The sequence below is a fragment of the Pantoea sp. X-Soil-YNGN-785 genome, assembly GCF_059730585.1.
In genome coordinates this window covers 2,990,550-3,012,947 of record NZ_AP035942.1, presented here as the reverse complement: position 1 = coordinate 3,012,947, position 22,398 = coordinate 2,990,550, and the positions used below count along the sequence as shown (strand labels likewise).

19 protein-coding genes are annotated in these 22,398 nt (G+C 56.7%); 15 read left to right on the top strand and 4 right to left on the bottom strand.

Features of this window, described 5'->3' with window-relative positions; genetic code table 11:
* Positions 1–135: 135 nt before the first annotated feature.
* The 7 genes from lepA to acpS all read left to right on the top strand — a co-directional run bounded on the left by lepA (position 136) and on the right by acpS (position 6,698).
* Positions 136–1,935 carry a translation elongation factor 4 gene (lepA, locus tag AC6I8E_RS13915; RefSeq protein WP_013358760.1) on the top strand — a complete coding sequence of 600 codons (1,800 nt, stop codon included), beginning with the start codon at positions 136–138 and terminating at the stop codon, positions 1,933–1,935.
* A 9-nt stretch (positions 1,936–1,944) separates the two neighbouring features.
* Positions 1,945–2,919, top strand: coding sequence for a signal peptidase I (gene lepB, locus AC6I8E_RS13910; RefSeq protein WP_033733550.1), 975 nt, complete (start codon positions 1,945–1,947; stop codon positions 2,917–2,919).
* A 131-nt stretch (positions 2,920–3,050) separates the two neighbouring features.
* Complete coding sequence (rnc, locus tag AC6I8E_RS13905) at positions 3,051–3,731, top strand: ribonuclease III (RefSeq protein ID WP_010257656.1); 681 nt, start codon at positions 3,051–3,053, stop codon at positions 3,729–3,731.
* Positions 3,732–3,875: 144 nt separating this feature from the next.
* The gene (era, locus tag AC6I8E_RS13900) at positions 3,876–4,781 is read left to right on the top strand and encodes a GTPase Era (protein ID WP_033733549.1); all 906 of its coding nucleotides are present in this window, start codon (positions 3,876–3,878) and stop codon (positions 4,779–4,781) included.
* Between the two features lie 4 nt (positions 4,782–4,785).
* Positions 4,786–5,514 (top strand): DNA repair protein RecO, encoded by a 729-nt coding sequence (gene recO, locus AC6I8E_RS13895; RefSeq protein WP_497824110.1) that lies wholly within the window; start codon positions 4,786–4,788, stop codon positions 5,512–5,514.
* 72 nt (positions 5,515–5,586) lie between these two features.
* Positions 5,587–6,318, top strand: a complete 732-nt coding sequence (gene pdxJ, locus AC6I8E_RS13890; RefSeq protein WP_013358756.1) for a pyridoxine 5'-phosphate synthase — start codon at positions 5,587–5,589, stop codon at positions 6,316–6,318.
* Complete coding sequence (gene acpS, locus AC6I8E_RS13885; RefSeq protein ID WP_013358755.1) at positions 6,318–6,698, top strand: holo-ACP synthase; 381 nt, start codon at positions 6,318–6,320, stop codon at positions 6,696–6,698. The genes pdxJ and acpS overlap by 1 nt, the downstream gene beginning before the upstream one ends.
* Here the strand turns inward: acpS and AC6I8E_RS13880 are convergent.
* The gene (locus AC6I8E_RS13880) at positions 6,695–6,943 is read right to left on the bottom strand and encodes a YfhL family 4Fe-4S dicluster ferredoxin (RefSeq protein ID WP_033733547.1); all 249 of its coding nucleotides are present in this window, start codon (positions 6,941–6,943) and stop codon (positions 6,695–6,697) included. The genes acpS and AC6I8E_RS13880 overlap by 4 nt on opposite strands.
* A gap of 55 nt (positions 6,944–6,998) precedes the next feature.
* Positions 6,999–7,838, bottom strand: coding sequence for a MurR/RpiR family transcriptional regulator (locus tag AC6I8E_RS13875; protein WP_010257643.1), 840 nt, complete (start codon positions 7,836–7,838; stop codon positions 6,999–7,001).
* A gap of 155 nt (positions 7,839–7,993) precedes the next feature.
* Between AC6I8E_RS13875 and yfhb the strand changes: the two genes are divergently transcribed.
* Together yfhb and tadA are read left to right on the top strand one after the other, a co-directional pair.
* On the top strand, positions 7,994–8,632 hold the full coding sequence (gene yfhb, locus AC6I8E_RS13870) for a phosphatidylglycerophosphatase C (RefSeq protein ID WP_370420421.1): 639 nt from the start codon (positions 7,994–7,996) through the stop codon (positions 8,630–8,632).
* Positions 8,633–8,719: 87 nt separating this feature from the next.
* On the top strand, positions 8,720–9,187 hold the full coding sequence (tadA, locus tag AC6I8E_RS13865) for a tRNA adenosine(34) deaminase TadA (protein WP_041457032.1): 468 nt from the start codon (positions 8,720–8,722) through the stop codon (positions 9,185–9,187).
* Here the strand turns inward: tadA and mltF are convergent.
* A complete protein-coding gene (mltF, locus tag AC6I8E_RS13860) occupies positions 9,184–10,641 on the bottom strand; it encodes a membrane-bound lytic murein transglycosylase MltF (RefSeq protein WP_013358751.1) in 1,458 nt (485 codons plus the stop codon). The genes tadA and mltF overlap by 4 nt on opposite strands.
* A 267-nt stretch (positions 10,642–10,908) precedes the next feature.
* Between mltF and purL the strand changes: the two genes are divergently transcribed.
* The 5 genes from purL (at position 10,909) to glnB (ending at position 19,315) form a co-directional block, all read left to right on the top strand.
* Complete coding sequence (purL, locus tag AC6I8E_RS13855; protein ID WP_497824109.1) at positions 10,909–14,796, top strand: phosphoribosylformylglycinamidine synthase; 3,888 nt, start codon at positions 10,909–10,911, stop codon at positions 14,794–14,796.
* A 562-nt stretch (positions 14,797–15,358) separates the two neighbouring features.
* Positions 15,359–16,786 (top strand): sensor histidine kinase, encoded by a 1,428-nt coding sequence (locus tag AC6I8E_RS13850; protein WP_013358749.1) that lies wholly within the window; start codon positions 15,359–15,361, stop codon positions 16,784–16,786.
* Positions 16,787–16,789: 3 nt separating this feature from the next.
* The gene (gene qseG / locus AC6I8E_RS13845; protein ID WP_497824108.1) at positions 16,790–17,458 is read left to right on the top strand and encodes a two-component system QseEF-associated lipoprotein QseG; all 669 of its coding nucleotides are present in this window, start codon (positions 16,790–16,792) and stop codon (positions 17,456–17,458) included.
* Positions 17,458–18,792, top strand: a complete 1,335-nt coding sequence (gene glrR, locus AC6I8E_RS13840; RefSeq protein WP_061063753.1) for a two-component system response regulator GlrR — start codon at positions 17,458–17,460, stop codon at positions 18,790–18,792. Before qseG ends, glrR begins: the two co-directional genes overlap by 1 nt.
* Before the next feature lie 184 nt (positions 18,793–18,976).
* Positions 18,977–19,315 carry a nitrogen regulatory protein P-II gene (gene glnB, locus AC6I8E_RS13835; RefSeq protein ID WP_003848647.1) on the top strand — a complete coding sequence of 113 codons (339 nt, stop codon included), beginning with the start codon at positions 18,977–18,979 and terminating at the stop codon, positions 19,313–19,315.
* Between the two features lie 280 nt (positions 19,316–19,595).
* Here glnB and hmpA read toward each other — a convergent pair whose 3' ends face one another.
* Positions 19,596–20,780, bottom strand: a complete 1,185-nt coding sequence (gene hmpA / locus AC6I8E_RS13830; RefSeq protein WP_095706788.1) for an NO-inducible flavohemoprotein — start codon at positions 20,778–20,780, stop codon at positions 19,596–19,598.
* A gap of 327 nt (positions 20,781–21,107) precedes the next feature.
* On the opposite strand from hmpA, the gene glyA reads away from it, so the two are divergent.
* Positions 21,108–22,361, top strand: coding sequence for a serine hydroxymethyltransferase (gene glyA, locus AC6I8E_RS13825; protein WP_201252410.1), 1,254 nt, complete (start codon positions 21,108–21,110; stop codon positions 22,359–22,361).
* Positions 22,362–22,398: the final 37 nt, after the last annotated feature.

The following is a 22,398-nucleotide window of genomic DNA, read 5'->3' as shown; positions in this document are numbered from 1 at the left end:
TTTTATGCGCGGCGTTAACAGTGTAATATGCGTCGTCATTAATGAGGCTGACAGGATTGTGGGTAAAGAGCGATCTTCCTGAATGTGTCTGTGCTCAGATTTTCAACTGAATTTTAAGCGAAGATATCCCTATAAATGAAGCACATAAGAAATTTCTCCATCATCGCTCATATCGACCATGGTAAATCTACGCTCTCTGACCGCCTTATTCAGATCTGCGGTGGCCTCTCTGACCGTGAAATGGCTGCGCAGGTTCTTGACTCCATGGATCTGGAGCGGGAGCGTGGCATTACTATCAAAGCACAGAGCGTCACACTCGATTACCACGCGAAAGACGGCGAAACTTACCAGCTCAATTTCATCGATACTCCGGGCCACGTAGACTTCTCTTATGAAGTTTCCCGCTCACTGGCTGCCTGCGAAGGTGCATTGCTGGTGGTGGATGCGGGTCAGGGTGTTGAAGCGCAGACACTGGCGAACTGCTACACCGCGATGGAGATGGATCTGGAAGTAGTGCCGGTTCTGAACAAAATTGACCTGCCGGCCGCCGATCCCGATCGCGCTGCGCAGGAGATTGAAGATATTGTCGGCATCGATGCGGCTGATGCGGTGCGCTGCTCCGCTAAAACCGGCGTCGGCGTTCCGGACGTGCTGGAACGCTTAGTGCGCGATATTCCGCCGCCGGAAGGCGATCCGGAAGGCCCGCTGCAGGCGCTGATTATCGATTCCTGGTTTGATAACTACCTGGGCGTTGTCTCGCTGGTGCGTGTGAAAAACGGCACCATGCGTAAAGGTGACAAGATCAAAGTCCTCAGCACCGGCCAGGTCTATAACGCTGATCGCCTGGGTATCTTTACCCCGAAACGTGTCGATCGTAATGAACTGAACTGCGGTGAAGTCGGCTGGCTGGTCTGCGCCATTAAAGATATCCTCGGCGCACCGGTGGGGGATACCCTGACCACCGCCCGCAACCCGGCAGACAAAGCGCTGCCAGGCTTTAAAAAAGTGAAGCCGCAGGTTTATGCCGGTCTGTTCCCGATCAGCTCTGACGACTATGAAGCGTTCCGTGATGCGCTTGGCAAGCTGAGTCTGAACGATGCCTCGCTGTTCTATGAGCCAGAAAGCTCAACGGCGCTGGGCTTTGGTTTCCGCTGTGGCTTCCTCGGTCTGCTGCACATGGAAATCATCCAGGAGCGTCTGGAGCGCGAATACGACCTCGATCTGATTACCACTGCACCGACGGTAGTGTATGAAGTCGTGACCACCGGCGGCGAAATTGTTCATGTCGACAGCCCATCCAAGCTGCCGCCACTGAATAACATCGAAGAACTGCGTGAGCCGATCGCGGAATGTCACATGCTGCTGCCGCAGGAGTATCTGGGCAACGTCATCACGCTCTGTATTGAGAAGCGTGGCGTGCAGACCAACATGGTTTACCACGGCAATCAGGTTGCACTGACGTATGAAATTCCGATGGCAGAAGTGGTCCTCGACTTCTTTGACCGTCTGAAATCCACCTCGCGCGGTTATGCCTCGCTGGATTACAACTTCAAACGTTTCCAGCCTTCAGACATGGTGCGCGTCGACGTACTGATTAACTCTGAACGTGTGGATGCGCTGGCGCTGATTACTCACCGCGACAATGCGCCTTATCGCGGCCGCGATCTGGTTGAGAAAATGAAAGAGCTCATCCCGCGTCAGCAGTTTGATATTGCGATTCAGGCTGCGATTGGTAACCACATTATCGCGCGTTCAACCGTTAAACAGCTGCGTAAAAACGTTCTCGCCAAGTGTTATGGCGGTGACGTCAGTCGTAAGAAGAAACTGTTGCAGAAACAGAAAGATGGTAAGAAGCGTATGAAGCAGGTTGGTAACGTTGAGCTGCCACAGGAAGCGTTCCTCGCCATTCTGCATGTCGGTAAGGACAGCAAATAAGGATTTCCAATGGCTAATATGTTCGCCCTGATTCTGGCGATAGCGACGCTGATTACTGGCATCGTCTGGGTAATTGATCGTTTCAAATGGGCACCCGAGCGTCGCGCGAAACAGGCGGCGGCGCAGGCCCAGACCGGTAACGCGCTTGACAGCAAAACGCTGGCGAAAGTCTCTTCACAGCCAGGCTGGGTTGAGACCACCGCGTCCGTGTTCCCGGTGCTGGCCGTGGTTTTCATCGTGCGTTCGTTTATTTACGAACCGTTCCAGATTCCCTCTGGCTCGATGATGCCAACACTGCTGATTGGCGACTTTATCCTGGTGGAGAAGTTTGCTTACGGCATTAAAGATCCGATTACCCAGACGACGCTGATCCCAACCGGTCAGCCGAAGCGTGGCGACATTGCGGTATTTAAATACCCGAAAGATCCGAGCCTGGACTACATTAAGCGCGTTATTGGCCTGCCAGGCGATAAAGTCATCTATGATCCTTACAGCAAAACGCTGACGGTGAAACCGACCTGTGGTGATGATAAAGCCTGCGACACAGCGTTAGCAGTGACTTACACCGACGTTGAGCCAAGCAATTTTATTCAGACCTTTAGCGGCTTTGATGGCAACGAAACCGGCAACGGTTTTTATCAGGTGCCACAGGGCGATACCCTGCGCGGTGGTCTGCGCCTGGGAACCCGCAAAGAGACAATCGGTAACGTGACGCATGACATTCTGCTGGTTAACGAAGCGCAGAGTCAGGCAGGCATGTATTATCAGCAGCCAGGTCAGCCGCAGGCGAGCTGGGTCGTGCCGAAAGGGCAATACTTCATGATGGGCGACAACCGTGATAACAGCGCCGACAGCCGCTACTGGGGCTTTGTCCCTGAGCGTAATCTGGTCGGCAAAGCGGTCGCTATCTGGATGAGCTTTGAGAAACAAGAAGGTCAGTGGCCAACCGGCGTGCGATTCAGTCGCATCGGCGGTATCCACTAATAATTTTGTCTGATTAACAGGCAAATCGGGTGGCCTCCTCAGGGAGGCCACTGCACACCAAACGGAACGTGTTGGACTGCCAGCCCCGTTTGGTATGCAGAGTCACAGACGCAACAAAGAACTGGAATCGCATGAACCCCATCCTGATTAACAAGCTTCAGCGCAAACTGGGCTACACTTTTACTCATTCGGAACTGTTACAGCAGGCCCTGACTCACCGCAGCGCCAGCAGTAAGCACAACGAGCGCCTGGAATTTCTGGGCGATTCTATTCTTAGCTATGTGATTGCGAATGCCCTTTATCACCGCTTCCCGCGTGTTGATGAAGGTGACATGAGCCGCATGCGTGCCACGCTGGTGCGTGGCAATACGCTGGCTGAAATGGCTCGCGAATTTGATCTTGGCGAGTGCCTGCGCTTAGGGCCGGGGGAGCTGAAAAGCGGCGGTTTCCGTCGCGAATCGATCCTGGCGGATACGGTGGAAGCGCTGATTGGAGGCATCTTCCTCGACAGCAGCATCGAGCGGGTAGAGCAGCTGATCCTCGACTGGTATCAGACGCGCCTGGATGAAATCAGTCCTGGCGACAAACAAAAAGATCCCAAAACGCGCCTGCAGGAGTATCTGCAGGGACGTCATCTGCCGCTGCCAAGTTATCTGGTGGTGCAGGTGCGTGGCGAAGCCCACGATCAGGAATTTACCATTCACTGTCAGGTGAGTGGCATGGCCGAGCCGGTCGTCGGCGTCGGCTCCAGCCGCCGTAAAGCCGAGCAGGCAGCGGCTGAACAGGCACTGATAAAATTAGGTCTCGAATAGGTCTGTCGGGGTGACAGTGCCGGACCGGCGCTGAATCAATCACCCTCTGACGGCTCTATCCCGGCGTCAGAAGACGCTGAATGACACATGACTCAAATAGCACTCTTCGGCGCCGCATCAGGCGCTGAACAATTCAGGACTCGAATGAGCGAAAACGTTACTTATTGCGGCTTTGTCGCGATTGTTGGCCGACCGAACGTCGGTAAATCCACCTTACTGAACCAGTTGCTGGGGCAGAAGGTGTCGATCACCTCGCGTAAGCCGCAAACCACGCGCCACCGCATCATGGGCATTCATACTGAGGGCAACTATCAGGCAATTTACGTCGATACCCCCGGACTGCACATGGAAGAGAAGCGCGCCATTAACCGTCTGATGAACCGTGCAGCCAGCAGTTCTATCGGCGACGTAGAGCTGGTGATCTTCGTCGTTGAAGGTACCCGCTGGACGCCAGATGATGAGATGGTGTTAAACAAACTGCGCGACAACAAAGTGCCGGTTGTGCTGGCTGTGAATAAAGTCGACAACATCCAGGATAAAACCATTCTGCTGCCGCATCTGCAGTTCCTGAGCCAGCAGATGAACTTCCTTGATATCGTACCAATCTCTGCGGAGAGCGGCAAAAACGTCGATACCATTGCGGCCATTACCCGTAAGCATCTGCCGCAGGCCGATCATCACTTCCCGGAAGATTACATCACCGATCGCTCTCAGCGTTTCATGGCGTCAGAGATGATCCGTGAAAAACTGATGCGCTTCCTGGGCGCTGAACTGCCTTACTCGGTCACCGTGGAGATTGAGCGCTTCGTGACTAACGAACGCGGCGGTTATGACATCCATGGTCTGATTCTGGTCGAGCGCGAAGGGCAGAAGAAGATGGTGATTGGCAACAAAGGTGCCAAAATCAAAGTCATCGGAACAGAAGCACGCAGGGACATGGAAGAGATGTTCGAAGCGAAAGTGCATCTCGAACTGTGGGTGAAAGTGAAATCCGGCTGGGCAGATGACGAACGAGCGCTGCGCAGCCTGGGTTATACAGACGATCTCTGATTTAATGGAAGGCTGGCAACGCGCCTTTGTGCTGCATAGTCGTCCCTTCAGCGAAACCAGCCTGCTGCTCGACCTGTTCAGTGAAAACGAAGGGCGGGTTCGGGTGCTGGCCAAGGGCGCACGCTCGCGGCGCTCCCAGCTGAAAGGTGCGTTACAGCCTTTTACCCCGCTGCTGGTTCGCTGGAGCGGGCGTGGGGACGTTAAAACCCTGCGCAATGCCGAAGCGGTGTCGCTGGCTTTACCGCTCAGCGGCATTACGCTCTACTGCGGTCTCTACGTCAATGAGCTGGTCTCTCGCGTACTGCAGCCGGAATCGCCTTTCCAGGAACTCTTCTTCGACTATCTCAACTGCCTTCAGGCATTAGCCTCAACGCACGGCAAGCCCGAACCGGCACTGCGCCGTTTTGAACTGGCGCTGCTCGGTCACCTGGGCTACGGCGTCGACTTCCTGCATTGTGCCGGCAGCGGCGAGACGGTCAGCGACGACATGACGTACAGTTACCGTGAAGAGCGTGGCTTTATCGCCAGTCTGGTGGTTAATCAGCGCAGCTTTACCGGCCGTGAGTTGCACGCCCTGTGCGAACGTGAGTTTCCCGATGCCGACACGCTGCGCGCTGCGAAGCGGTTTACCCGTATTGCCCTGAAGCCCTACCTGGGTGGCAAGCCGCTGAAAAGTCAGGAGCTGTTCCGCCAGTTTATCCCGAAGAAAAAGCCCGAACAGGCAGATGAATAGCGCAGGGTGTACTGACGGTTTATAGTTGCGCGGTACACTCAACATCACGATGGAAAAGAAGTGAGGATGGTTATGGCTGAGTTGCTGTTAGGCGTCAATATCGATCACATTGCCACGGTGCGTAACGCCCGTGGGACAAACTATCCCGACCCGGTGCAGGCGGCGTTCATCGCCGAGCAGGCAGGCGCAGACGGCATTACAGTGCACCTGCGCGAAGATCGCCGTCACATTACCGACCGCGACGTGCGAATTCTGCGGGACACCATCCAGACGCGCATGAATCTGGAGATGGCGGTCACTGATGAGATGATCGGCATCGCCTGTGATATCCAGCCCCATTTCTGCTGCCTGGTGCCGGAAAAGCGTCAGGAAGTGACTACGGAAGGCGGACTGGATGTGGCAGGGCAGCAGGAGAAGATGAACGCGGCCGTACGACTGCTGCGTGACGCGGGCATTCTGGTTTCACTGTTTATTGATGCCGACCACCGCCAGATCGAAGCGGCCGTTGCCACGGGTGCGCCTTACATCGAAATTCACACCGGCGCTTATGCCGAGGCTCCCGAGGGACGAGCGCGTGACGCAGAGCTGGCACGCATTCGCCATGCCGCGACCTTTGCCGCCAGCCTGGGGCTGAAGGTGAATGCCGGTCACGGTCTGACCTACCACAACGTGCTGCCGATTGCGGCGCTGCCGGAAATGCATGAGCTGAATATCGGCCATGCGATTATCGGCCGTGCGGTGATGAGTGGCCTGCCGGATGCGGTCAAAGAGATGAAGCAACTGCTGCGTGAAGCCCGCCGCTGATGGCTATTCTGGGTCTGGGCAGCGACATCGTTGAGATTGAACGCATTGCCGACGTGATAGCGCGCTCCGGCGACAGGCTGGCGCGTCGGGTGCTGAGTGAAGCCGAATGGCAGCAGTATCAGGCGCACAAACAGCCGGTGCGCTTTCTCGCCAAACGCTTTGCGGTTAAAGAGGCGGCAGCCAAAGCCTTCGGCACCGGCATTCGCGGTGGTCTGGCATTTAATCAGTTCGAAGTTTACAACGATGCGCTGGGTAAACCGGGGTTACGCTTCTTTCAGCAGGCCGCTGACGTGGCAGAGAAGCTGGGCGTTAACCACGTTCACGTAACGCTGGCCGATGAGCGTCACTACGCCTGCGCCACGGTGATCATTGAAAGCTAGCCGTGCAGCAGCACGAACTTATCCCACAGCGCATCGCGTGATTCGGTGTGCTGTGGGTCAGTGATAATGGTGTTGTCGATGGGGCAGACCCGCTGACAGGTTGGCGCTTCATAATGCCCGACGCATTCCGTGCAGCGGCTGACATCAATCTCATAGATCGCATCGCCCAGTGAAATCGCCTGGTTCGGGCACTCTGGTTCACACATATCGCAGTTAATGCATCTGGACGTAATCAACAGCGCCATTTATCCCACCTGGTAACAATAGAAAAAACGCGGGTATTATACGCGCTGCCACTGATCAGACCAGCTTTTTCACCAGCGCTTCGCTGTGACGAATATGACTCGACGCACGTTCCGGATCGTTTTGCACCAGCGCCATAAACAGCAAATCGGTCAGGGCCAGCTGCGCTGTGGTCGAGGAGATCGCCGCGCTGCGGGTGCTCTGCTCTTCCGCCACCGTGTAAAGACAGTAGCTGGCACTCTGTTGCAGGGTGTTCGGCGTAAAGCCGGTAAACGCCACCACATCGGCCCCAACCTGAACCGCTTCCTGCGCCGCCAGATTAATCTCGCGCCGTTCCCCGGTGTAGGAGATGGCGAGCAGCACATCGCCTGGCCCCATCGCCTGTACGCTGGCCAGCAGGGCGTGCATGTCCTGTTCCGCCACCGCATTGATACCAATCTTCATCAGCTTCCAGGAGAAGTCCTTTGCCACCAGGCCCGATGCGCCGATGCCGACCAGTAAAATGCGCCGGGCATTTTTCAGCAGCTGTAACACATCGTTGAGCTTCTCTTCGCTATTGATATCCAGCGTGGCGCGGATCGCCGAGAGCTTTTCGGTCAGCAGCTTTTCGCCCACCATTTTAAGCGGATCGTCGCTGAGAATATGGTTATGCACGGTAATGGCATCCTTGTCCGCCAGTGACTCACTCAGAGCCAGCTTAAGCGCCGGAAAGCCTTTATATCCCAGCTTCTGAGCAAATTTCACCACGCTCGACTGGCTGACGCCCGACTCTTCCGCCAGCTTTTGCGAACTCAGGTGACGTGCCCGATCGGGTTGCGACAGTAAAAAATCCGCCAGCCGACGCTCGTTCAATGCCAGACGTGGATAAAGCTGGCGAATGCGCAGCAATGAACTCATGCCCAATCCTCATAATTCAGGGATAATCAGTGAAGAATAAACTATTCATCGGGCATTGTAGTCATCGGAATTAAAAATGACCGTCATCGCCGTACCGCCTGATGATGGCTACACTACTCTTTATCATCCCGGAATCAGCCGTTAAGGAGAGTTGTTTGACCAGGGGAACACAACGTCGCATCGTATTTTTCGACCTCGATGGCACTTTGCATCAGCAGGACATGTTCGGCACCTTTATGCGCTATCTGCTGCGTCGCCGCCCGCTTAATCTGCTGCTGCTGGTGCCGTTACTGCCGGTGGTGGGCATCGGCCTGCTGTTTAAAGGCCGCGCGGCACGCTGGCCCATGAGCCTGCTGCTCTGGTCAATTACCTTTGGCCGATCCGAGCAGACATTGCTGCGCCTCGAAGCCGAGTTTGCCCAGTGGTTTCGCCTGCGCGTAAAAGCCTTTCCAGTGGTACAGCAGCGCCTGACGGATTACCTCGGCAGTGATGACGCTGACGTCTGGCTGATCACCGGATCGCCACAGTCGCTGGTGGAGCAGGTCTATTACGACTCCGCGTTTCTGCCACGCGTGAAGCTGATTGCCAGTCAGATGCGTCGCGGCTGGGGCGGGCGTGTGCTGGCGATGCGCTGCCTCGGTCATGAGAAAGTGGCTCAGCTTGAAGAGAAAATCGGCACGCCGTTACAGCTCTACAGTGGCTACAGCGACAGCAAACAGGACAACCCGTTACTGTTCTTCTGTCAGCATCGCTGGCGTGTAACCCCGGCGGGTGAACTGCAACAGCTGGAATAAGTTTCGACACGCTCGCAGAGATCGCTATAATGCGCCGCTTTTCAGTCGCCCGGAGTGGTCAGCGTGAAACAACAAGATGAATACTGGATGCGCCATGCGCTCAGCCTGGCGCGCCGCGCCTGGGAGCAGGGCGAAGTGCCGGTGGGGGCCGTGCTGGTTCAGAACGACCGGGTGATTGGGGAAGGCTGGAACCGGCCCATCGGCCAGCACGATCCGACCGCGCATGCAGAGATCATGGCGCTGCGGCAGGGCGGTAAAGTACTGGAAAATTACCGCCTGCTGGATACAACGCTTTACGTCACGCTGGAGCCGTGTGTGATGTGTGCCGGTGCCATGGTTCACAGCCGTATTAGCCGACTGGTCTATGGTGCGCACGATATTAAAAGTGGGGCGGCGGGATCGCTGCTGGATGTGCTGGGCCATCCTGGCATGAATCATCAGGTTGAACTGCATAGTGGCGTGCTGGCTGAAGAGTGTGCCGCCATGCTGAGCGACTTCTTCCGTATGCGTCGCGAGCAGAAAAAAGCGCTGCGTCAGGCGCAACGCCAGGGTTAGTTCATGGCGATCTTCGGTTCGACCGCCGGGTAGCCCTTCGCCAGTTCGGCCTGGGCTTCAGCCTGCCGCGCCAGACGCTTCTCCTGCTCCTGCAGATAACCCACCAGGCTTATCTGATACTTGCGGATATTCTCCACGTAGTTATAGGCTTCATGCCCACGGGCATAGCCATAAGCTGTCTGAGTGTAGTAGCGCTTCTGGCTTAACATGGGCAGACGCAGCTTCACATCCGCCCAGCTGTCCGGATTACCGCCCTGGCGGGCCGTCAGTTTGCGGACGTCAAGCATATGGGCATAACCCATGTTATAAGCCGCCAGCGCAAACCAGATGCGCTCATCTTCCGGGATGGTCTGCGGCACCTTCGCCATCATATCCTGCAGATACTGACTGCCGCCGCGAATGCTCTGTTCGGGATCGGTTCGATCGCCCACATCCAGGCTATCAGCGGTGTTACGCGTCAGCATCATCATGCCGCGCACGCCGGTCGGCGAGGTAGCCTGCGGGTTCCAGTGCGACTCCTGATAGGAGATCGCCGCCAGCAGCCGCCAGTCGATGCTGGTGGCGTACTTCTCAAACAGCGGCTTGATGTCGGGCAGCGTATTGTCGATGGCGCGCAGGAACGTGCGGGTATCAACATAGTCAAAGGTGCCGACGTGACCGAGGTATTTCTCCTCCAGCCGCGCCATCGCGCCTTCTTCGCCCATACCATTAAAAAAGTCGAGCATTGCTGCATTCAGACTGTCGTCATCGCTGTGCCGCACATACCAGGTCACCGGCTCTTCATCGGTAACGTCGAACGCCACCGCCAGCTGCGGATAGATGCGCTGCAGCAGGGCGATGGTCACCGAGTCACCAATGGTGTAGTCGAGCTTGCCGTCGGCGACCGCTTCCAGCAGGGCCTTAGGACTCTGATCGGTGGAGATCGCCCAGTCCAGATCGGGGAACTGATTGGAACGGGCGCTCTTGAGCGTGGACAGATAGGCCGATCCGGACGCAACTGTCAGCCGCCCCTTTAAGTCACCGAGGTTTTTAGGGCGTGGCTTATCCACGCGATAGACCAGCTGTTGTGAAACGTTGTAGTAACCTGGCCCGGTCTGATAGCGCGTCAGGCGTTCATTGTTGTAGTTCAGGCCAGCGGCCAGCAAATCGGCTTTACCCTCGTCAAGATCATCAAACAGATCGCTCAGGTTAGGACGAACCGTCACCTTCAGTTTGACGCCAAGATAATCGGCGAAGCGTTTTGCCAGCTCATAATCCATACCGGCCGGTAACTGGTTAACTGTGTAGTACGTTAATGGGGAGTTGATGGTACTGACCCGCAGGACTCCCCGTGATTTAATCTGTGAAATCCTGTCCTGCCCACCCCCATACCAGGGAATGGATGGCCACAGCGCTAACGCTAACAGCACGGCAACCAGACCGATAAACAGATAATTAAATTTTAGGCGTTTCAAATAGTTATCTCTCGCTGGCTCTAAGGCCTCTGTCTTTTAAAGGCAGTATTTATCTTCTTTGAACTCCCAGAGCGAGGGGCATTTTGCGCAACAAAATCACACTGAGCAACTTTTATAGCAGCTTTTGCGCAAAATTCAGGCAAATCCGGGTTGCCAAAAATTGTGCGCAAACGGTTTCGTCGCGAGGTCGCTTTCTCTATAATACGCCCCGTTTTCCCTGTTGCGCCCAATCAAGCGTCGCCCGGCGCCCTGACGAGAGACTTATTAATGGAAATTCTGCGTGGTTCGCCCGCCCTGTCGGCATTTCGTGTAAACAAACTGCTGACCCGCTTTCAGGACGCTCATCTGCCGGTGAGTGATATTTACGCTGAGTACATCCATTTTGCTGATGTCAGTACGCCTTTAACCGCTGACGAACAGAGCCGCCTGCAACGCCTGCTGAAGTATGGTCCCTCTCTCGCTGAACATGCCCCACAGGGACGTCTGCTGCTGGTGACACCACGTCCCGGCACCATTTCGCCCTGGTCATCCAAAGCCACCGACATTGCTCATAACTGCGGCCTGCCGCAGGTACGTCGTCTGGAACGCGGTCTGGCTTTTTATGTGCAGGCTCCGCAACTGACAGAAGCGCAGTGGCAGACGCTGGGTACACTGCTGCACGATAGGATGATGGAAACGGTCTATAGCGATCTGGCCCAGGCTGAGCAGCTGTTTGCGCACCATACGCCGCAGCCGGTGAAGAGCGTCGATCTGCTGGGTGAGGGCCGTCAGGCGCTGGTTCAGGCAAATATCTCGCTGGGTCTGGCGCTGGCAGACGATGAAATTGACTACCTGGTGGCGGCATTTACCGCGCTGGGCCGCAATCCCAACGACATTGAACTCTATATGTTTGCGCAGGCGAACTCTGAGCACTGTCGTCACAAGATCTTCAACGCCGACTGGATTATCGACGGCGAGAAACAGCCGAAGTCGCTGTTTAAGATGATCAAAAACACCATGGAGCAGACGCCGGACTTCGTGCTCTCTGCTTATAAAGATAACGCCGCCGTGATGGAAGGGTCAGAGGTTGGCCGCTTCTTTGCTGACGCCGGCGAGAGCGAATACCGCTGGCATCAGGAAGCCGCGCACATCCTGATGAAGGTGGAGACGCATAACCATCCAACGGCCATCTCGCCGTGGCCTGGTGCCGCGACCGGTTCCGGTGGTGAGATCCGTGATGAAGGCGCAACCGGACGCGGCTCCAAGCCCAAAGCGGGCCTGGTTGGATTTTCGGTCTCTAACCTGCGCATTCCGGGCTTTGAACAGCCGTGGGAAGAGGACTTCGGCAAACCAGCCCGCATCGTCAGCGCGCTGGAAATCATGACCGACGGTCCCCTGGGTGGCGCTGCGTTTAACAATGAATTTGGTCGTCCGGCGCTGAATGGCTACTTCCGTACCTATGAAGAGCAGGTCACCAGCCACAACGGCACCGAGCTGCGCGGCTATCACAAGCCGATTATGCTGGCGGGCGGCATCGGTAACATCCGTGCCGATCATGTGCAGAAAGGCGAAATCACCGTCGGCGCGAAGCTGGTTGTGCTGGGTGGACCGGCTATGAACATCGGCCTGGGCGGCGGCGCAGCATCATCCATGGCCTCGGGCCAGTCTGATGCCGATCTCGACTTCGCCTCGGTTCAGCGTGATAACCCGGAAATGGAACGCCGTTGCCAGGAAGTGATCGACCGCTGCTGGCAGCTGGGCGATGAGAACCCGATTCTGTTTATTCACGACGTAGGCGCGGGCGGCCTTTCCAACGCCATGCCGGAGCTGGTCAGCGATGGTGGCCGCGGTGGCCGGTTTAACCTGCGTGACATCCTGAGTGACGAGCCAGGCATGAGCCCGCTGGAAGTCTGGTGTAACGAATCACAGGAACGTTATGTGATGGCCGTCGCGCCCGATCAGCTGGCACAGTTTGAGGCGATCTGCCAGCGCGAACGCGCTCCGTTCGCGGTGATTGGTGAAGCGACCGAAGAACTGCACCTGAGCCTGGAAGATAGTCATTTCGATAATAAGCCAATCGACATGCCGCTTGACGTGCTGCTGGGCAAAACGCCGAAGATGACGCGTGATGTGGTGACACAGCAGGCACAGGGGACCGAACTGCAGCGCGACGGCATTACGCTGGTCGATGCGGTGAATCGCGTGCTGCATCTGCCTGCCGTAGCGGAGAAAACCTTCCTGATCACCATCGGTGACCGCAGCGTGACCGGCATGGTAGCGCGCGATCAGATGGTCGGCCCGTGGCAGATCCCGGTTGCCAACTGTGCGGTGACTACCGCCAGTCTCGACAGCTACCACGGCGAAGCCTTTGCCCTGGGCGAACGTTCTCCGGTTGCGCTGCTGGACTTCGCGGCGTCGGGCCGTCTGGCGGTGGGTGAAGCACTGACTAACCTGGCGGCAACGCAGATTGGTTCGCTGAAACGCGTGAAACTCTCGGCTAACTGGATGTCTGCAGCCGGTCATCCGGGCGAAGATGCCGGTTTATATGCGGCGGTGAAAGCGGTCGGCGAAGAGCTTTGCCCGGCGCTGGGGATCACTATCCCGGTCGGTAAAGATTCGATGTCGATGAAAACCCGCTGGCAGGAAGGCACCGAACAGCGTGAGATGACCTCACCGCTGTCGCTGGTGATTACCGCGTTTGCCCGCGTCGAAGATGTTCGTCGTACCGTCACGCCACAGCTGCAGGCCGATCAGGATAACCTGCTGCTGCTGATTGACCTGGGCAACGGCGCGAATACGCTGGGCGCAACCGCGCTGTCGCAGGTCTATCGTCAGCTCGGCGATAAACCTGCCGACGTGCGTAATGCCACACAGCTGGCGGGCTTCTTCAATGCAATTCAGGCGCTGGTGGCTGAGCAGAAATTGCTGGCCTACCACGACCGCTCTGACGGTGGCCTGCTGGTGACGCTGGCCGAGATGGCGTTTGCCGGTCACTGCGGTATCGACGTTGATATCGCCTCGCTAGGCAACGATGCGCTGGCTGCTCTGTTTACCGAAGAGCTGGGCGCGGTGATCCAGATGAATGCCGCCGATCGCGCGGCGGTTGAGCAGATCCTGGCGGATCACGGCCTTGCCGCCTCGACGCATCTGCTGGGCAGCGCACAGCCGGGCGATCGCTTTGTGATCCGTGCCGGTGACAGCGCGGTTTACAGCGAAAGCCGTACCACGCTGCGCACCTGGTGGGCGGAAACCACCTGGCAGATGCAGCGCCTGCGTGACAACCCGGCGTGTGCCGATCAGGAGCATGAAGCGAAGAAGAACGACAGCGACCCTGGCCTGAACGTGAATCTGACCTTCAATCCGCAGGAAGATGTGGCGGCGCCGATGATCGCTACGGGCGCACGTCCACGCGTCGCGGTGCTGCGTGAGCAGGGCGTGAACTCACACGTCGAGATGGCCGCCGCCTTTGACCGGGCTGGCTTTACCGCCATTGACGTTCACATGAGCGATCTGCTGGCCGGACGTCGCGGATTGGAAGAGTTCCAGGCGCTGGTGGCCTGTGGCGGCTTCTCTTACGGTGATGTGCTCGGTGCCGGTGAGGGCTGGGCGAAATCGATTCTGTTCAACCCGCGCGTGCGTGACGAGTTCGAAACCTTCTTCCACCGTCCGCAAACCCTGGCGCTGGGCGTCTGCAACGGTTGCCAGATGATGTCCAACCTGCGCGAACTGATCCCGGGCAGCGATCTCTGGCCGCGCTTCGTGCGTAACCAGTCTGAGCGCTTTGAAGCACGCTTTAGCCTGGTCGAGGTGGCCGCCAGTCCGTCACTGCTGCTGGACGGCATGGCCGGTTCGCATATGCCTATCGCGGTTTCGCACGGTGAAGGCTTTGTCGAAGTCCGTGATGCGACGCATCTGGCAGCGCTGGAGTCGAAAGGGCTGGTGGCACTGCGCTTTGTCGATAACTTCGGCAAGGTGACAGAAACCTATCCGGCTAACCCGAATGGTTCTCCTAACGGCATTACCGCCGTGACCAACGAAAGTGGTCGCGTCACCATTATGATGCCGCATCCGGAGCGCGTGTTCCGTACCGTCAGCAACTCCTGGCATCCGGCTGAGTGGGGCGAAGACAGTCCGTGGATGCGCATTTTCCGCAATGCGCGCAGGCAGCTGGGTTAATTTAATCCACTGAAATGAACAGGAGGCCAGCGTGCCTCCTGTTCTTTTTTGCGCCGCTGTTGGCAAATGGCGACAACAGAGTCATTGCACTGTCGCTGCATGGCGACATTTATCTCGTTGATTTTTAATGTGTGCTTATCAGACTGGTTTTAGTGTCGCCTTACGGAGACAGACAGCCTGTGCTGATATAAGATTTTTCGCGACAGTCAGCGGGCGGGCCTGCTCAATTTGCTGAAAAATATAATGATTTATTTTCTGGCATGGAACTTGCTATACTGATGCAGCTGCTCATTCACCTGTTTATGATTGCCCCGCTTAGCGGATAAGAGCTCATAAAGCCCGAATGACGCACCAAACGGAGCCTGCCGTCCACCTGACCGATAATCGCTTGCGTTATCAAACACCGGACGTAACGTTGAGTAAGGCTCCACCCATTCTTACGCGATGCACTACGCGTCGTGCCAGCGGCAGGCCATTGAGCCTGCCGTTTTCTTTTGTTCCCCTTTCTTCCGCAGACAGAGTCCGCTAGCATCCAGACAGCGAATCTTAAGGAAGCGGCTGCGTGAAAAAATGGCGTTTATTTCCCCGTTCTCTGCGTCAGCTGGTGCTGATGGCGTTTGTCCTGGTGCTGCTGCCCCTGCTGGTACTGGCCTGGCAGGCGTGGGAAAGTCTCTCTGCATTAAGCGAACAGGCTGCGGACACCAACCGCAATACCTTTACCGATGTACGCAGAAGTGAGGCGATGGCGCGAACGGCAGTTGAGCTGGAGCGTAGCTATCGCCAGTACTGCGTGCTGGATGATGCCTCGCTGGCGCGCCTCTATCAGACTCAGCATACCCGCTACAGTCAGATGCTGAGCTCACACAGCGCCAGCCTGCCCGAACTGCCCGCATTCCAGACCTTACAGGCGACACTGCCGCTGCTGACGCCACTGAAATGTGACAATGGCAATCCGGTGCCGGTTGCCGCAGAGGCGCTGGATCGCTTTTCTGCGACCAATGCGCAGATGGTGCAGGACACGCGCGAGGTGGTCTTTTCGCGTGGCTTACAGTTGCAGCGCGAAATTGCCGATCGGGGCCAGTTTTTTGGCTGGCAGGCGCTGATTCTGTTTATCATCAGTCTGGCACTGATGACGCTGTTTACCGGCATGATTATCGGTCCTGTTAAGCGTATTGAACGGATGATCAACCGGCTTGGCGAAGGGCGGGCACTGGGTAACAGCGGGACATTTCGCGGTCCGCGCGAATTGCGATCGCTGGGACAGCGCATCGTCTGGCTCAGCGAGCGGCTTCAGTGGCTGGAATCGCAGCGTCATGAATTTCTTCGCCATCTCTCTCACGAGCTGAAAACGCCGCTGGCCAGCCTGCGTGAAGGCACGGAACTGCTGGCGGACGAAGTCGCCGGCTCGCTGAATGCCGATCAAAAAGAGGTGGTCACTATCCTCGACAGCAGCAGCCGCCATCTGCAGCAGCTGATTGAACAGTTGCTCGATTACAACCGCAAACTGGCGGATGGCCCGATCGCGCTGGAGCCGGTCAGCGTGGCGGAGATTGTGGAAGATGTCGTTAACGCACATGCGCTCTCGGCGCGCGCCAAACTGATGCAGACGGTCGTCGATCTTAAGGTCAATCACTGCCTGGCAGAACCGATGTTACTGATGCGGGTCATCGACAACCTCTATTCGAACGCCGTGAACTACGGCAGCGAATCCGGTACCATCTGGCTTCGCAGTCAGCAGCAGGGCGATCGGGTCTGGATTGAGGTCGCGAATAGCGGCTCGCCGATTCCGCCGGAAGAGCAGGCAATGATTTTCGAACCGTTCTACCAGGGCAGCCAGCAGCGTAAAGGGCCGGTGAAAGGCAGCGGGCTGGGATTGAGTATCGCCAAAGATTGCCTGCGCCGGATGCAGGGCGACCTGACGCTGGTCTCCTGCGATCAGGCTGACGTCTGTTTTCGAATTGAACTTAACACCACAGCCGGGAAAGTCTGACTGATGAAATATTTACCCGCTTTGCTGTTGAGCACGCTGACTACGCTGCTCCTCAGCGGATGTACGACCTCCCCGGCCACCTCCTCTTTGCCATCAGGCCATCAGGTGGCGGAACCCGAGGTCAGAATCGCTGATTACCTGGCGACCCGCTGCAGTGACCTGTGGCCGATAGAAAATAATACGGCGCTGGGTAACACCCTCTACTGGATGCGGGCGATCGACTGTGCCGAACGTCTTTCTCCCGCGGAGGCCCGTGCCGAAGCCCATCGCTGGCCGGCTGAAAACTGGTCGCGCGCCTTCAAGCAGGGCGTACTGATGTCCAACGGCAACGTGACGCCTGTTGAACGTCGTCGCTATGTTGAAGCCCTGGATCGCTACAGCAGCGATTTCCCGCAGTCCGTGCGCCCGCTGATTCAGCTGTGGCGCAGTAATCAGACCGCGCAGCTTGACCTCAGTGAAGCGCGCACCCGGTATGCCCATCTGCAGCAGAGCAGTGATACGCAGCTTGAGGCGATACGCCAGCAGATGGTGAAACAGCAGCAGCAGCTCAGCGACACGCAGCATAAGCTGGAGCGGCTGACTGACATCGAGCGTCAGCTTTCATCACGCAAAGCCCCGGATGTGTCTGACAGCGGTCACGGCACGGCACTGCCGCAGGATGAGGAGCAATGATGGTAAGACAAGCGGCAAAATTGCTGCTGGTGGATGACGATCCCAGCCTGCTGAAGCTGCTGGGCATGCGTCTTCGCAGCGAAGGATATCAGGTCACTACTGCGGCCAGCGGACCTGAAGCGTTGCGTCTGCTGCAGAAAGAGAAAATCGAGCTGGTGATCAGCGATCTGCGGATGGACGAGATGGACGGTCTGGCGCTGTTTGGCGAAATCCAGAAGCGCCACACCGGTCTGCCGGTGATTATCCTGACGGCGCACGGCTCCATTCCGGACGCGGTCTCTGCCACGCAGCAGGGCGTCTTCAGCTTCCTGACCAAGCCGGTGGACAAAGATGCGCTCTATAAAGCCATTGATGAGGCGCTGGCACAGCAGGCGCCGGTCAGCGATGACCGCTGGCGCGAAGCGATTGTCACCCGCAGCCCGCTGATGTTGAAGCTGCTGGAGCAGGCGCACATGGTGGCGCAGTCCGACGTCAGCGTGCTGATTAACGGTCAGAGCGGCACCGGTAAAGAGATGCTGGCGCAGGCAATTCACGCCGCCAGCCCGCGTAACGGCAAGCCGTTTGTCGCCATTAACTGTGGCGCACTGCCGGAGCAGCTGCTGGAATCAGAGCTGTTCGGTCACGCTAAAGGGGCGTTTACCGGCGCGGTCAGTGCCCGTGACGGTTTGTTTAAAACCGCTGGCGGCGGCACGCTGTTCCTGGATGAGATTGGCGATATGCCGCAACCGCTGCAGGTGAAATTGCTGCGGGTGCTGCAGGAGCGTAAGGTCAGGCCGCTGGGTAGCGATCACGATATTGAGATCGACGTGCGCATCATTTCAGCTACCCATCGCGATCTGCCAAAGGCGATGGAGAAGAAGGAATTCCGTGAGGATCTCTTCTATCGTCTGAATGTGGTGAATCTGAAGATTCCGGCGCTGCATCAGCGCACCGAAGATATCCCGCTGCTGGCTAATCATCTGTTACGTCAGGCGGCAGAAAGGCATAAACCGCAGATTCGCAGTTTTTCTGTCGATGCGATGAAGCGTCTGATGGCGGCCAGCTGGCCGGGCAACGTGCGTCAGCTGGTGAACGTGATTGAGCAATGCGTGGCACTGAGTTCATCGCCGGTGATTAGCGATGCGCTGGTGGAGCAGGCCTTAAGCGGCGAGAACAGCGCGTTGCCGACCTTTGCTGAGGCGCGCAATCAGTTTGAGCTGAACTATCTGCGTAAGCTGTTGCAGATGACCAAAGGCAATGTGACCAACGCCGCACGTCTGGCCGGGCGTAATCGCACGGAGTTCTATAAGCTGCTGTCCCGGCATGAACTGGACGCCAGTGATTTCAAAGAGTAGCGGGGGCGGCGAAGTGATACCGGGAGGTTGACTGATCAGGCCCGACGCAGAATGGCTGCAGTCAGCACAATCTGACAGCGCTTGCGGCAACCTGAAGAAACCCGGATATTACCGCCCGACAGCGCCAGTAACATTTATACTTGATAAACCCTCTGACCATGGAGGGAGTGAAAAAGGGTCTGACATGAAAAAGATTGATGCGATTATCAAACCATTCAAACTCGATGATGTTCGTGAAGCCTTAGCGGAAGTGGGCATCACCGGGATGACCGTGAGTGAAGTAAAGGGCTTTGGTCGCCAGAAAGGGCACACTGAGCTGTACCGCGGCGCAGAGTATATGGTCGATTTTTTACCTAAAGTGAAAATCGAGATGGTGGTGGGCGACGATATCGTTGATACCTGCGTCGAGACCATTATGCGCACGGCGCAGACCGGCAAAATCGGTGATGGTAAGATCTTCGTCTTCGACGTGGCGCGCGTAGTGCGTATCCGTACGGGTGAAGAGGATGAAGAGGCGATCTGATAACCTCTTTATCAGCATAAAGAAGCCCGCGCTGCGGGCTTTTTTTATGCTGGGACTTGGTGAGGTTGGCTTTGAAACCGAGCCCGCTCCGGGAACACGGTCAGATCGGAAAGACGCAAAACCCGCCATCCATGGCACGCTCGGCCCGCGACGTCCTGTCGCGGGACGCTTTCCTCCTCTGCCCGTGTTCCCTTCGCTTTAGACTTATGTGCGGCTGCCTGGTTTACATTGGATTTGTTGGCAATTTAAACACGCGCTGCGAGCTTTTTTTATGGCTCAATCACATACCTTTGTGCGGACCAAAGAGTTCGTAATGGATGTGTGAATCTGCCACACCGGCATCACGCAGTTGCGCTACCACATGTTGCATAAAAGGCAGCGGGCCACAGAGATAGAAGTGGGTGTCAGGTAAGGTGAGCCGAGCTGAAAGCGCGGTGATATCCATCAGACCCTGCGCGTCATAGCGACCGGCATCTTCAGCCGCGGGATCGCGGTACCAGACATGACTGACGAAATCGGCGAGCTGTGCGCCTGTGTCACGAACTTCCGCGCTAAACGCATGCTGTTTACCGTTCTCTGCGGCGTGCAGCCAGCTGACCGGCGCGCGGTGCTGGCTTGCTGCCAGCGCATGGAGCATCGCCAGCATCGGCGTCTGACCCACGCCTGCGGAAATCAGCGCGACTGGCGTGACAGGATCGACCTCAAGGAAGAAGTCGCCGTGCGGTGCGGCGAGCATCAGTTCATCACCCACCTTGCCATTCTGATGCAGCCAGCCGGAGACGGTGCCCTGCGCTTCACGTTTCACCGCGATGCGATACGCTTTGCCATTGCTGAGATGCGTCAGCGAGTACTGACGAATCTGGTGATGTTCGAAGCTGGCAGGCTGCAGGTGGACTGTCAGATACTGACCGGGCTTAAAGGCGGCGACCGGGCCGCCATCTACCGGCGTAAAGGTAAAGCTTTTAATCACATCGCTCTGCTGCGCAATTGCGCTGATGCGAAACGCCCGGGTGCCGCGCCAGCCGCCGGTTTGCTGCTCCGTGGCCTGATAAATTTCCTCTTCGCGATTGATGAATACGCTCGCCAGTACGCCGTAGGCTTTGCCCCATGCCGCCAGCGCCTCTTCGCCTGGATCCAGCAGCTCTTTAATGGTTGCCAGCAGATTTTCACCGACGATGGCGTACTGCGCAGGCTGGATATTCAGGCTGGTATGTTTCTGCGCAATCTTTTCCACCGCAGGCAGCAGCGCCGCCAGATTCTCCAGATTCGCGCCATAGGCACAGATGGCGTTGAACAGCGCTTCACGCTGATCGCCGTTGCGCTGGTTGTTCATGTTGAAGACGTTTTTGAGTTCCGGATGCTGCGACAGCATGCGGTCATAGAAGTGGGCCGTAAGCTTTGGGCCGCAGGCAGCGATGGCAGGCAGGGTCGATTTAACGGTAGCGATGGTGTGGGCATCAAGCATGGAATTAGCCTCTCAGATAAACATGTATTTTAAATGCATCTTATGGCCGCTCCGTCTACGGTGTAAATAACCCAATGAACTTTCTGGTTGTCTGAGTGGCAACTTTTTAGTGCATCATGAAAAACCTTCGTCACAGTCTGAAGAAAAATCGTGGCGTCTGAACGGGGTAAAAAGGTGTAAAAATGCCGAGCCAGCAGCCAGCCAATCGTTTGCGTAAAAAGAGGCGGTTCACCCTACCTTCACCTGTTAAAACGGTTTACACTGTGGGCCTTCGCCCCTGAAGGGGGGTAAATACCGTCAGAAAGTTAGCTGAGTCAGGAGATCCGGATGTTAAAGCGTGATATGAACATTGCCGATTACGATGCCGAGTTGTGGCAGGCAATGGAGCAGGAGACAGTGCGTCAGGAAGAGCACATTGAACTGATTGCTTCTGAAAACTACACCAGCCCGCGTGTTATGCAGGCGCAGGGTTCTCAGCTCACCAATAAATACGCTGAAGGCTATCCGGGCAAACGCTACTACGGCGGCTGTGAGTACGTTGATATCGTTGAGCAACTGGCGATCGACCGTGCAAAAGAACTGTTTGGCGCTGATTACGCTAACGTGCAGCCACACTCTGGTTCCCAGGCTAACTTCGCGGTTTACACCGCGCTGCTGCAGCCGGGCGATACCATCCTCGGGATGAACCTGGCGCACGGTGGACACCTGACTCACGGATCACCGGTTAACCTGTCCGGCAAACTCTATAACGTAGTGGCTTACGGTATCGATGAGACCGGTAAAATCGACTATGACGAACTGGCTGAACTGGCGAAAACCCACAAGCCAAAAATGATCGTTGGCGGGTTCTCTGCGTACTCCGGCGTCTGCGACTGGGCAAAAATGCGCGAAATCGCGGATAGCGTAGGTGCATGGCTGTTTGTCGATATGGCACACGTTGCTGGCCTGATTGCCGCAGAAGTCTATCCAAGCCCGATTCCACATGCGCACATCGTGACCTCCACCACCCACAAAACGCTGGCGGGTCCGCGTGGCGGCATCATTCTGGCGAAAAACGGCGATGAAGATTTCTATAAGAAACTGAACTCTGCTGTCTTCCCTGGCGGCCAGGGCGGTCCACTGATGCACGTTATCGCCGGTAAAGCAGTTGCCTTTAAAGAGGCGATGGAGCCAGAGTTCAAAATCTACCAGCAGCAGGTGGCAAAAAACGCCAAAGCGATGGTAGAAGTGCTGATCGAGCGTGGCTATGACATCGTGTCTGGCGGCACCCATAACCATCTGTTCCTGATCGATCTGGTGAGCAAGAACCTGACCGGTAAAGAAGCCGATGCGGCGCTGGGCCGTGCCAACATCACGGTTAACAAGAACAGCGTGCCAAACGATCCGAAAAGCCCGTTTGTGACGTCCGGTATCCGTATCGGTACACCAGCAGTTACCCGTCGTGGCTTCAAAGAAGCAGACGTGCGTGAGCTGGCTGGCTGGATTGCCGATGTGCTGGATAACATCAATGACGAAGCAACCATTGAGCGCACCAAGAAGAAAGTGCTGGATATCTGCAGCCGTCTGCCGGTCTACGCTTAATCGCTAACCTGTTGTGAGACAGAATAAAAAGGATGGC

Bases quoted from the DNA above. Each gene is read 5' to 3' on its own strand.
- lepA (WP_013358760.1), top strand. From the start codon at position 136: ATGAAGCACATAAGAAATTTCTCCATCATCGCTCATATCGACCATGGT.
- lepB (WP_033733550.1), top strand. From the start codon at position 1,945: ATGGCTAATATGTTCGCCCTGATTCTGGCGATAGCGACGCTGATTACT.
- rnc (WP_010257656.1), top strand. From the start codon at position 3,051: ATGAACCCCATCCTGATTAACAAGCTTCAGCGCAAACTGGGCTACACT.
- era (WP_033733549.1), top strand. From the start codon at position 3,876: ATGAGCGAAAACGTTACTTATTGCGGCTTTGTCGCGATTGTTGGCCGA.
- recO (WP_497824110.1), top strand. From the start codon at position 4,786: ATGGAAGGCTGGCAACGCGCCTTTGTGCTGCATAGTCGTCCCTTCAGC.
- pdxJ (WP_013358756.1), top strand. From the start codon at position 5,587: ATGGCTGAGTTGCTGTTAGGCGTCAATATCGATCACATTGCCACGGTG.
- acpS (WP_013358755.1), top strand. From the start codon at position 6,318: ATGGCTATTCTGGGTCTGGGCAGCGACATCGTTGAGATTGAACGCATT.
- AC6I8E_RS13880 (WP_033733547.1), bottom strand. From the start codon at position 6,943: ATGGCGCTGTTGATTACGTCCAGATGCATTAACTGCGATATGTGTGAA.
- AC6I8E_RS13875 (WP_010257643.1), bottom strand. From the start codon at position 7,838: ATGAGTTCATTGCTGCGCATTCGCCAGCTTTATCCACGTCTGGCATTG.
- tadA (WP_041457032.1), top strand. From the start codon at position 8,720: ATGCGCCATGCGCTCAGCCTGGCGCGCCGCGCCTGGGAGCAGGGCGAA.
- purL (WP_497824109.1), top strand. From the start codon at position 10,909: ATGGAAATTCTGCGTGGTTCGCCCGCCCTGTCGGCATTTCGTGTAAAC.
- qseG (WP_497824108.1), top strand. From the start codon at position 16,790: ATGAAATATTTACCCGCTTTGCTGTTGAGCACGCTGACTACGCTGCTC.
- glrR (WP_061063753.1), top strand. From the start codon at position 17,458: ATGGTAAGACAAGCGGCAAAATTGCTGCTGGTGGATGACGATCCCAGC.
- glnB (WP_003848647.1), top strand. From the start codon at position 18,977: ATGAAAAAGATTGATGCGATTATCAAACCATTCAAACTCGATGATGTT.
- hmpA (WP_095706788.1), bottom strand. From the start codon at position 20,780: ATGCTTGATGCCCACACCATCGCTACCGTTAAATCGACCCTGCCTGCC.
- glyA (WP_201252410.1), top strand. From the start codon at position 21,108: ATGTTAAAGCGTGATATGAACATTGCCGATTACGATGCCGAGTTGTGG.